This window comes from Arsenophonus nasoniae DSM 15247 (genome assembly GCF_000429565.1).
Classification (GTDB): domain Bacteria; phylum Pseudomonadota; class Gammaproteobacteria; order Enterobacterales; family Enterobacteriaceae; genus Arsenophonus; species Arsenophonus nasoniae.
In genome coordinates, this window is the sequence record NZ_AUCC01000088.1 from 1 (window position 1) to 11,704 (window position 11,704).

Consider the following 11,704-nt stretch of genomic DNA (forward strand, 5'->3'; position numbering starts at 1 on the left):
CGTGTCGAGAAAAAATTGGGGGCCGAGTCGGACGCAGTGGCGTATGGCTTCTTTTAGGGTGTCATAAAAAAATTCAGGCGGTCTGTCATCATCATTTTCGGGTGGGAGAGAGATCATAAAACGTTTCGGATAAACAGGCGCTGTGGCACGTGAAGTGACGGGCAGCCTGCCTGATTTAACCGGTTTACGCTTTCTGGGAGATTTATTGCGAGCCATCGAGATGAATCCCTGAAAAAAATTAACCTACTGCAGAGTATAAAACAGTACTCAACTCATTAACATCCCCGAAGCAGCACCGCTGCGCCGCTCACGCGTAGCGTGCTACGTTCTATGATGAAGCGGCACTTTCATTGTTTAAGGAATAGTAAAATGAAAACGAAAATGAAAATCAGCTTTCTGGTACTAGCCTTCGGTGTTTCCTGCTCTTGTTCAGCCTTCGCACTACCTAATATTACTGTCCTGGCAACCGGCGGCACTATCGCAGGCAGCGGTGAGTCACCGGTCAAAGCCAGTTATACACCCGGGACAATTAAAATCGATCAGCTAGTGTCGCTGGTGCCGCAAATAAAGCAGATCGCCAATGTTAAAGGTGAATAGGTGGTTACTGTTCGCTCACAGGATATGGATACGACGGTATGGCTCAAGCTGGCGCAAAAAATAAACGCGCAGTGTTCTGGCACCGACGGTTTTGTTATTACTCACGGTACCGATACCATTGAGGAAACTGCCTATTTTCTAAACCTGACAGTGAAGTGTGAGAAACCTGTAGTGCTGGTAGGTGCGATGCGTCCGGTGACTGCACTTAGCTCTGACGCACCGGCAAATTTGTACGACGCAATCGTGACGGCAGCGTCACCGGACAGCGCCGGGCGGGGTGTGATGCTAGTGATGAATGGCAAGGTACTTGATGCACGGGATGTAACGAAATTAAATACTGAGAATTTGGGAGCCTTCCAGTCAATCAATTATGGCGCTTTGGGGTCTGTCTCCGACAGCAAAGTCACTTATACCCGGACGCCTGCGCAAAAGCACACTAAACAAACACCGTTTGACGTCAGCAAGCTGACCCAACTGCCAGAGGTGGGTATTGTCTACAATTACGCTAATGCGTCTGATATTCCAGCCAAGGCCTTTATTGATAACGGCTATCAGGGCATTGTTAGCGCGGGCGTAGGCAATGGCAATATCTCCCATGCCTTATTAAATACGCTATCCGATGCCGCCCAAAAAGGGCTGGTCGTGGTGCGTTCCTCCCGTGTTTCTTCCGGGCCAACCACACGTAACGGTGAAATTGATGATGACAAACACGGTTTCATTGCGTCTGGAACGCTTAGCCCCTATAAATCCCGAGTGCTACTTATGTTGGCACTGACACAAACAAAAGATCCGAAGAAAATCCAGCAATATTTCACGCAGTATTAATGACGAACTGGGGCGTATAGCCCCAGTTTAGTTGCTGCCGCTGTAGTCATTGTTTATTGTTAAACTCTTATTACAAAAAAACTTCTTACTTTTCCTAAAACTTATTCTTTTAAACCTTACCTGTAGTTTTTGGGCTGAGTTAAAAAGTCGTGGATTTTCAATAGATAATAAATTAAATTTTTAATTTAATAATTTATAAAACGTGGGGTTATCAACGCATTGTGTTAGCCCACACTCCAGTATGGTGGATATAAGGTTAGCGAATATTAAAAACATAAATAAATTGCTATTTCTCTAGCAGGGGATTTTGCGACTTGTATTTCAGCGGTATTGAATAACATTAATACTGAAATGAATAGAATAATAGCTAAAGAGAAAAGTAACGACCAAGTATAAAGATGCAAACCGAAGACGGTGGAGTAATATCCAGGATCACCTGGCAGAATATGAATTAACACTTGTCGGGTTGCCGTCATACATGTGGTGATAGAACTAAAAATAATTATGCTATAATGGCGCTGATTAATGCCAAGGATAAGATTAAATAGAAAACCGATGCCTATCATTATAATGCCCACTCGTTGTAATAAGCATAGTGGACATGGTATTTCATGTAATATAATTTGATAATAGAACGCAACAATTAATATCGCACATATTCCTAATAATCCTAGGATATTTAGGTTAGAAATGATTTTTGTTGAAGATAGTGTTTTCATCATAATTCTCTAACTAAAAAGATAGATTAATATTGTCGGTTGCATGATATTTAAATAATAAAATAGTTATAATAAACAGCATTAATAAAAGTAGATAACTTAGTTTTCTCTGTTTGAAAATAAGTGAAATAGTAACCAGAAAAGCGATGAGGAAAGGTAAAAACATTATAAGATCCTATTAATACAAAATTAACTATTCGATTTTATATACATGATAATATTATCAAAGCACCTGATATATTTTATAATATTATATCAGATATTATCTTTAATTATAAATTATAGATGTTAACTAAACGATGTCAAAATTTGTTAATAATTTAAATTTAATGGCAAAATAGACTACTCAAAATTATTGTTTTTATTAAACTGAAGTTTAATATAATAAATAATTATAAAGTTATATGATTAGTGATATAAAAAGTAAATAGAAAATTAACATTAAATAGGATAATGAAACAAATTTTATTAGTTAACATTACCCTCAAATTTTCATTCTTTATAAAAAATATTAATATTTCATTACGTTAAATTATATAGTCGCTTTAATATTACCAAAACAGAGATATTTTATTTCTAAAAACTCATCGATGCCATAATGGGAACCTTCGCGCCCAAGTCCTGATTGTTTAATACCACCAAAAGGCGCCATTTCGTGAGAGATAAGTCCTTCATTGATACCAATCATACCTGTCTCTAATGCTTCAGCAACACGATAGATGCGACTAATATCGCGTGAATAAAAATAGGCGGCTAAGCCAAATTCGGTTTCATTAGCTAACTGAATCGCTTCTGATTCATCAGTAAATTTAAATAGTGGTGCTAATGGACCAAATGTCTCTTCTTTAGCGACTTTCATTTGATTATTTACATTAATCAATACTGTTGGTTCAAAGAATAACTTTCCTTGTGAAGCAACATTGCCACCGGTTAATAGCTGTGCACCTAGCTCGATAGCATCTGTAATATGTTGTTTTACTTTATCGATTGCTTGCTGATTAATTAACGGGCCGAGTTGTGCATCTTTTTGACTTGCCGGCCCGATGCGCAGAGTTTTTACTGCTGCACTAAGCCGTTTTGCAAACTCATCATAAATATTAGCTTGAACCAGGATACGATTAGCGCAAACACAAGTCTGTCCACTATTACGAAATTTTGCTGCTAATACACCTTGAACCGCGGCTTCTAAATCCGCATCATCAAAAACAATAAAAGGTGCATTACCGCCTAACTCTAATGAGACCTTTTTGACGGTATTAGCACACTGTGCCATTAATAATTTACCCACCTGTGTTGAGCCAGTGAAAGTTAATTTGCGGACAATGGGGCTTTCTGTCATAACCGAACCAATCGTTTTTGCATCGGTACTAGGTACAATATTCAAAACACCGGCTGGAATACCTGCTTTTTCAGCAAGTACGGCTAATGCTAAAGCCGACAGCGGTGTTTCAGCGGCGGGTTTTAGAATAACGGTACAGCCGGCTGCCAGGGCAGGTGCAACTTTTCTGGTGATCATGGCATTGGGAAAATTCCACGGCGTAATAGCAGCTACAACACCAACAGCTTGTTTAATGGTCATTATTCGGCAATCAGTGACAGGAGCAGGGATCGTTTCACCATAGGTTCGCTTTGCTTCTTCCGCAAACCATTGGATAAAACTAGCGCCATAAGTTATTTCACCTATTGCCTCGCTATGGCATTTACCTTGCTCTAGACTTAATATTTCTGCTAAGGCGGACTGATTCTCCATAATCAGATAAAACCATTTATTTAAAATTTGACTGCGTTGTTTTGCGCTCATCGCTCGCCAGGTGGGTAATGCCTTGTCAGCGGCAGCAATTGCATTTTGTGTTTCGATTTTGCCTAAATCACTGACTTTAGCAATTACATCACCATTAGCAGGATTGATAACATTAAATGTTGAATGTTTGTCAGCATCGACCCATTGACCGTTGATAAAGGCTTGTTGACGGAAAAGGGGAGAATTAATAAGATTATTTTCCATTGATTTTTCTCCAGAATTTAGGGGTGGTATACCATTAGATATTTTATCTTTAATTTTATTTTCAATTATGGTTAAAAACTGCAAAATAGAACATGCAACAATTGCTAACTAATTTAAAACTAGGTTAATGATAGTTATCATCATTGCTAGGTTAGGTTTTTATGCTAATTTTGAAAATACAATAATAACCCAAGCACAAATAACACCAATTTTATTGCACTAAACAATGATCACCGGTTAATAATTTTGCATTAGGTGATCATTTTGTCATGTTAGTATCATATTGCTAGGTGGAATACCTTGTTCATCATAAATATCACCAATTATATTATAGCGAAGGAAGCAATAAATTTGGCGCACTACATTGGAGTGTTAAAATAATAGTTGCTATCGTTGCTGGCGAACATACTTGTATTTTCAAAAAGGGAAGACTTGCTAGTGGCAGTCCAAATTTATCTGTTAGCTGACTAAAAAAACAGCAGAGTAGTCTTTGCTGGTCTACTAATGTTAATGAAAAATAATAAATTTATCATACCCTATTGATACAATATAATAACGAAACTTAATTAAGAGGAATAAAAATAAACGCTACCATATCTTAATATTATTCATGTTTATTAAATAAAATTTTCACAGAAAATAAAGTATAGGTGTTATTACTACTCTATTCATTATTATTATGGTTTTTTCATAAAATAGCCCTTAAAATTATTCGGTTTTTATTGTTAATGAAGTAAATAATAATTCAATTAGAATAATTATTATTCATCCATTTCATGTAATTAAAGGTACAATAAAAGTCGAAAAAATTATTATTTTATCTATTAAGGCGTTTTTTTATTATTTTATTTTGCTAAAAAATTTTTTTATGCTTTTGTTGTCTAAAAAAACATTCTATTCTAGCCAAATTAAATTTTTTACAATTAATGTGATAAAACTAAAAGTTACCAATAAAAAGCTACCATTAGGATAAAAAAAATTGATATGATAAATGATATTGGTAATCAGTATCATTTACATTTATGAGATATTAATATGCTTTCTCCTTCTACTGTCTTTTTTGCAAATTCGAATAACCCAACTAATTCTTTGGAAAAGATTCCAGAAGCTAAATATAATATAGAACAATCAACTTTTTCTTCTATGATAAATAATGTCAGTAATTCTAATCAAAATATAGATAACGAATCTACACCTTCTATCTTTATCCAGCCAAATGCAGTAGATAAACAAAAAAATATATTAAATAGTGCAAAAACTTCTTGTAAAAAAATAGCAAGTTCAGCATATCATTACTTACGTTCTATTGATGGTATTGATGAATTTACTGGGGCGACAGGACAAATCTTACCACAATTTCAACAAGCATTATTATCGTTAGGTATATTACTACCCGCTATACCTTTGGTTGGAATAGGTGCTAAAGGTGCTATTGATGAATCAATAGAAAATTTTCAGGATATTTATCCCTCATTTATAAAAGAAATTAAGGAAAAAAAACAGGAAATATTAAAAGCACTACAGCAAATTAATGTTGCAAATAATATCGACAAGAAACTCATTGAAAGAGAAGTTGAACAGTTTTTTGATGCTTGGATTGATTGGTTACAAGGTGAAAATCAACAAGAAAATAGCGAACATATCCAGCAAATGTGTGCTGCTTGGAAGTACTTGCAAGAACAGGATTATTGCACAGCTAAGATACGGTATATAACTAACGAGTATCAACGTATAAAACAAGAACTTCCTGCCGTTAGAATTGAACGCAATTCTTCTCCATTACAAGCTGCGGCGATGAGTTTGATGACGGCTGGAATGGTTGGCTTGTCTGCAAAATCAATTGCAGATCTATTGTTATCACAAGGGATCCAGGCAGCAGAAGTAGCTAGTGATTCGGCAGCAATGGTAAGCAATATTCTACTTTTGCCAGCCCAAATAATGATGACAACCTATGGAATTTCTCAAACCATTGCTGGATATAAACGGGATAAGTTACTGCAAGAAAATCGTACTTTATTAGAAAACAACCAACAACAAGAGATTATTAAAGAAAATATTGCTCAATTAAAAGAGATAGCAGATCGCAAAATACATTATAATTCTAAGCAAAGATTGGAGTATGGAGTTGTAACGGCTATTGGGCAGTCAGCGATGGCATTAAGTTCTTTAAGTGCAATGACTGGCGTTGGTGCGCCGGTAGGCTTTGTACCTGCCGTAATTGGGGCTCCAGCGACTATCTATGGAGCCTTTATCCGCATAAGAAGTAAGGTGCAAGAAGTAAAATTTTTAGGTGCTAAAGAAGCTAAAAATTCATCTGATAAACGTTTAAATTTTGATGAGTTAACGAAAAATATAGCTAAAAAAACCGCTACTGACACCAATCAAGCAACACCATCAACAACAACGACTAATACACTTAATACTATTGTTAAAGTAGCTACTAATACTATGCTACAACAACAAAAAATCTTAGCAGAAGCAAAATTACTGTCAATAATTCTAGAGATTCTTAATAAAGCATATCAGAATGAAACTCTACTAACGGCACAAACATTACATAAAAAGGTTTTCGATAAAGTAAATCAATTATTTGACAGAGTAGAAAAGAGCCAAAAACGATTTATAGAACAACCAAATAAACATTTTATCCGCCAATCTACTAGTTTATTATTAGATGATCTAAAAATAATAAAAGATATGCTTACCTTAGGTGAATATAGGGTTGACTATCTTGAAATTAAATTAATAAACCAACAAGGATACTATGATTTAATACCTAGGTTAGAGCAGATACAAAAAGAGCATAAAATATTACTATCAACAACTACCAAAGAAAAAATATTAAAATCTTGTGCACACGATTTTTTACAGCTAACAACAGAAAACAAAACAATCAAAGAAGCTTTACAACATCAAGATGGTACATCTAATAAATTATTTAGTTGGAATGACTTGCAACAATTAATCCAGCTTGATAAACAAGCCAAAGCTATTTATACACAACATTATAACCATTATGTTATTAAGCAAATAAAAAATGAAGCTAAATTTCTAAGAGATAATGCTTATGAGCATATAATAAATGGATTAGCAACTGAATCGACGTCTGAACAAAATACCAATAAATCTGTATAATAAGACACTATGAATTATATCTATTTCAAATATTATATTAATAGTAACAAATTAAATAGTAAACTTAATGTTAATATATCACTATGCTACACAAATTAAGTTAAGTTAAGTTAAGTTAAGTTAAGTTAATTGATGTGATTTTTTGAAAATTTCAACTAACTTCTATTATAAAAATTAGTTAAATAATTGCGAATGAAAATGAGCATTATACTACTATCTTATTATCAAATGGAAAGTTTTAGTTGATTGTCGTTATAGCTATAGATTTACCTTATGTTAAATAGATTCTATTTGGAAAATTTAATAAAGGAAAAGAGTAAAATAATGTTATAAATATAATTTAATAGCATCGGGTTACGTTATATTGTGTTAGTCTGTAACAAAAAATAAATGGCAAAAAATAACGACATTAAAGATGAATAATATTTCGTCGAGTGCCGGTAAATTATTTACTTTATTAAATACCAGGATAGCTTATTAAATAATCGACATTGGTTTGAAAGTACTTATCGTTAAAAAACGGTGAAACATGAAATTTACGAAAAATATTATTTATGTAACCATACAGGTTTAACAACAGGTGTCGTATATCTGTCTGATAAAAAATTATCAAAATACAGAGATGGTATATAAACTCAATCATTTTTTAAATAGAAAAACATATTGTTAATATGTCAGCGGTTGGAAGTGAGCTGCTCTCTTCTTAATTTACGCTAAAGGGTGAATAGCTATTATTGATATTGTATATATAAAGGTTTTGGTTCTAAATTAAGAATTTCTTGCTTGGAAAGCAGTCTGTGAGGAGGAGAGATTAAATCATTTTTATAAAATATTTTTATCCCGGTATAAATAGCATTAGGTTCTGAAGATATTACTTGGCTATACTTGGTTTTTTTTAAAACTGGAGCGCCAAAACCATCCATATTTAACACCACTTGCACATTTTTCGATTTTTTCACCTTGTCAAAATCAATTACCATTCTCTTTGTGAATCGATGAATGATTAAAACTTTAGGTGGTAGATTAAACTCTTCAACCAAGTTTGATAAATAATCAATAATATAATTGATCTCTACAGAAGATATCGAACCTATTACCTTCCCAGGTATATTGCCATTATGCATCATAAACTCAGGATCTACGCCTAAATGAACATTTGGCATTTTTAAATAAGAATGAAGTTTTGCCACCTCGTATCTTAAATCACTCAATCCGGGTTGGATGTCTAAAAATAAAATGGTGTCTTTTTCCATACCAGCGATTGAAATTGCATTTTGTATCTGGTATTTGTTCATTCTGTTAATGTATTGACCATCGTTACCTGGATAATTACTTGCAACGATGGCGACATAGTGCAAGGCCATTATCGCTGGGGTTGTTGGATCCGCTGCATTCCACTGTGCAGCTTCAGTTTTTAATTTATTCCACATCTGTAAGGGAGAATACTCGCCTAATACGCCCATTTTTCTTGAGTCAAAATTACCATAATAAGCAACGATTCTTCGATCAGGAAGTATATATTTATCTGAGTCATTAACTTTTTTATTTAATTTATTTTTAGGAAAAGGAACCTCATTTGTATTTTCTAAACAATAGCTTTTTGCGCTCGCTCCAGAATAGAACAGCGCGACAAATATAATAATATTGTACAAATATGTTCTAATCCCCATATTCCTTTTCTTCTCATTGATATTGCAAGTGTTCATCGTATTATTGCCAAATCGTTTACTCTCATTATCAGTCTCATCCATTGACAGATTATTTGCGACTAATAACCCCTTTTCCTCTGTTGCAATAATTTTTTCATTAGTGGCTACATTAAATGGTTACCTATATTCATCTTTGAGCACTGATTGGTAGATGTCAAGATTTAACGCTTTAATGATATTAATGGAAATGATTTTTTTGTTGATGCGGTCAATTTATTGTGCTTTTTTGCTTAATAATTAATTTCAATCTCAAAAACCTAAGTAGATTGTCTTTGGTAGAGTATTTTGGAACTGATTAGCTTGAAGGGTTTTTGCTCTTTTCGTTTTTTCTACACAATGCTCTATTTACTATTATTTACTTTTAGACATATTGGATTGTTAAAATTGATAAAGGATTGCTGAACTTTATAGCGCAGATACAGGATGATAAAAGCGCCATGGTTATATTTCTCAAGTTAACTAGCCAATGAATAGAGCTTTATACAAAAATATTTTCAATATATTAAAAAATTTAAAATAATAAGCTATTAATTATCGATAAATAGGATTAACTGCTTAATGTAGCTGTTGATGAAAAATTATGTCAATGCTTAAATTTTGCGCAAGAAAATAAATATTTCATACAACAGCATTAAATTTGTTGCGCAGTTGTTAAAATTTTCTATATTTAAAACTTTAAATACAAATTATTTTTTAGGATATATTGATGATAAATAAACTTGCTGATCTTTGTTACTCCCATAACTATCTGAGCTACCAAAAAGAAAATAAACTACTGCAACAGGAAGATATAAAAATAAAAGATCAATTATTGACTTTAGATAATTCAATAAACATGAATGATGAAATTAAAAACAATAACCTCGCTAAAAAGAGAAGTATTAGAGATGTGACTTTAGCGAAAAATAAAGCAGATGTAACTGTTAATATGCTAATTGACCTTATGGACACTTCAATTAAAAATATAAAACAATTCTATGATATCAAAAAAAGTATCCATTATATTGAGTTAAAAGATAAAATAAATGAAATTAACTTTGATATAAAAAAGGATAAGGTTTTATATTCATCTTTATCTAAAATAAGTAACGAATATGAATTTTTAAAAAAAGATATTATTAATCAAGAAAAAGATATTGAAATTTATCGCAGCATATTACTGTTATCTGAACAGTGTAATCATATTTATCATATTTATATTACTGGTTTTAGTTTGGAATCTAAAACATTAGAAGAAGTTGTTGATAAAATTAATTCTTTTAAAGAAAAGGTTTATAATATAAATAATTCAATGAGTGATAAAGAATCATTATTATCTGAAGTCAATGATTTTAATTTATTAATAGATGAGGAATACAAAAAAGTTGAAGAACATTATTCCATTATTATGGAAAATTATATTGATAAAAAATTATCCGATATAAAAAATCCACCTTTACATTTTAAAAAAGAAGAAATTTATCAAGAGCTAATTGATTCTTTATTAAACCAGAATTTAAGCAATGAAAATGTAGGAAAGACATTGGAGGTTGTTAATTTAATTAATCATATTACAAAGTTATTTTACGAAAAAAACAAATTAAATTATAATGGAACAAATGACCTAATAAATATTTACGTAATATATAATATAATTAAATCTATTAATGATACCGATAAACATGCTTTTGGTGATTTATCAATAAACGATATTATTGATACTGAGTTGATTTATAGTTACATAGATGAAAATGATAAAATAAAATATGATACAACAACTATTTTTGATTGCTTAACTAGATATATTAAAGAAAGTCAGTCACCTTTATCAATAAGAAATAAAGTTAATATAAAATACCCCAAAGAATATAATATTGCATTAATTAACTATTTAGATGAGGAAGCAAAACAATTAAAAAAAGATTTTGACTTAATAAAAAATATTGATTTATTAAAAGAAAAAAAAGATGCATTGAGAGATGAAATACCAGACTTAGAAAAATATTTAACAATATTTTTATTAAATTTAAGTGAAAAAAATAATATAACTAATGTTGATTTAAAGGATAAAGTAATTTTTAGATATAACTCTGATTCTTTTAATCCTGAAGTTAATGCAGCTAGTAAAAATTTTTACCCGCCAATTGAGATGAAATATACAATACGGGATATTTTATTAGGAAAAGAAAGAAAGTGGTTATCTGAAAACATACAATATAAGCGTGATGATAATTATAAAAATGGAATTTTTCCTTTTCAATATACAGAAAAAATAAAAAGTGAAATAAATAATACTGATATTCAAAATATCTACATCTCCAAAATAGAAAATTTAAAAAATAATAATGAAATGAAAGAGAAGTTTTATATTTTTTTAAAAGAGCTGTTAGCAACTTATAACAAAAAAGAACAATCCTATTACTTACTTGAAACTAGGCTGTGTCCCTTAATTGCTTGAGCTATAGTATCCATCTGTTTCTACGATACTTTGAATTATGGCTCGCTACGATCTTTCTGATGAAGCATGGGCAATCATTGAGCCCTTGTTGCCAACCGTTTTGACATCTTCGCGGGTCGGTCGGCCGTGGGCAGAACATCGCAAAATCGTCAACGGCATGTTCTGGATACTGTGTTCAGGCGCCCCATGGCGTGATTTACCTGAACGTTACGGCCCATGGAAAACCGTTTATAACCGTTTCAACAGATGGTCAAAGGATGGAACTATTAACATTATT

The 11,704-nt window shown here is 32.1% G+C and carries 7 protein-coding genes and 2 pseudogenes; 4 read left to right on the plus strand and 5 right to left on the minus strand.

Annotation, left to right across the window (positions count from 1 at the left end; all coding sequences use genetic code 11):
• Positions 1-216: pseudogene (locus G468_RS21130) on the minus strand (hypothetical protein); the annotation flags it as partial.
• Between the two features lie 153 nt (positions 217-369).
• On the opposite strand from G468_RS21130, the pseudogene ansB reads away from it, so the two are divergent.
• Positions 370-1,422 (plus strand): annotated as a pseudogene (ansB, locus tag G468_RS21135) (L-asparaginase 2).
• A 266-nt stretch (positions 1,423-1,688) separates the two neighbouring features.
• On the opposite strand, the gene G468_RS21140 reads toward ansB, so the two are convergent.
• The 3 genes from G468_RS21140 to G468_RS0114040 form a co-directional block, all read right to left on the minus strand.
• Positions 1,689-2,141, minus strand: a complete 453-nt coding sequence (locus G468_RS21140; protein ID WP_246067333.1) for a disulfide bond formation protein B — start codon at positions 2,139-2,141, stop codon at positions 1,689-1,691.
• A gap of 13 nt (positions 2,142-2,154) precedes the next feature.
• Positions 2,155-2,307: a DUF5993 family protein gene (locus G468_RS24870; RefSeq protein ID WP_246067335.1), complete on the minus strand. Its 153-nt coding sequence runs from the start codon at positions 2,305-2,307 to the stop codon at positions 2,155-2,157.
• A gap of 366 nt (positions 2,308-2,673) precedes the next feature.
• The gene (locus tag G468_RS0114040) at positions 2,674-4,146 is read right to left on the minus strand and encodes an NAD-dependent succinate-semialdehyde dehydrogenase (protein ID WP_026823643.1); all 1,473 of its coding nucleotides are present in this window, start codon (positions 4,144-4,146) and stop codon (positions 2,674-2,676) included.
• 1,035 nt (positions 4,147-5,181) lie between these two features.
• On the opposite strand from G468_RS0114040, the gene G468_RS0114050 reads away from it, so the two are divergent.
• Positions 5,182-7,281 carry a hypothetical protein gene (locus G468_RS0114050; protein WP_026823644.1) on the plus strand — a complete coding sequence of 700 codons (2,100 nt, stop codon included), beginning with the start codon at positions 5,182-5,184 and terminating at the stop codon, positions 7,279-7,281.
• Positions 7,282-8,012: 731 nt separating this feature from the next.
• Here the strand turns inward: G468_RS0114050 and G468_RS21145 are convergent.
• Positions 8,013-9,032: a hypothetical protein gene (locus G468_RS21145; protein ID WP_051297124.1), complete on the minus strand. Its 1,020-nt coding sequence runs from the start codon at positions 9,030-9,032 to the stop codon at positions 8,013-8,015.
• A gap of 664 nt (positions 9,033-9,696) precedes the next feature.
• Here G468_RS21145 and G468_RS0114060 point away from each other — a divergent pair.
• On the plus strand, positions 9,697-11,427 hold the full coding sequence (locus G468_RS0114060) for a hypothetical protein (RefSeq protein WP_026823645.1): 1,731 nt from the start codon (positions 9,697-9,699) through the stop codon (positions 11,425-11,427).
• 37 nt (positions 11,428-11,464) lie between these two features.
• Positions 11,465-11,704 (plus strand): transposase (locus G468_RS0114065; RefSeq protein WP_026823047.1); only part of this gene is annotated, 240 nt, incomplete at its 3' end.

Bases quoted from the DNA above. Each gene is read 5' to 3' on its own strand.
- G468_RS21140 (WP_246067333.1), bottom strand. From the start codon at position 2,141: ATGAAAACACTATCTTCAACAAAAATCATTTCTAACCTAAATATCCTA.
- G468_RS24870 (WP_246067335.1), bottom strand. From the start codon at position 2,307: ATGTTTTTACCTTTCCTCATCGCTTTTCTGGTTACTATTTCACTTATT.
- G468_RS0114040 (WP_026823643.1), bottom strand. From the start codon at position 4,146: ATGGAAAATAATCTTATTAATTCTCCCCTTTTCCGTCAACAAGCCTTT.
- G468_RS0114050 (WP_026823644.1), top strand. From the start codon at position 5,182: ATGCTTTCTCCTTCTACTGTCTTTTTTGCAAATTCGAATAACCCAACT.
- G468_RS21145 (WP_051297124.1), bottom strand. From the start codon at position 9,032: ATGGATGAGACTGATAATGAGAGTAAACGATTTGGCAATAATACGATG.
- G468_RS0114060 (WP_026823645.1), top strand. From the start codon at position 9,697: ATGATAAATAAACTTGCTGATCTTTGTTACTCCCATAACTATCTGAGC.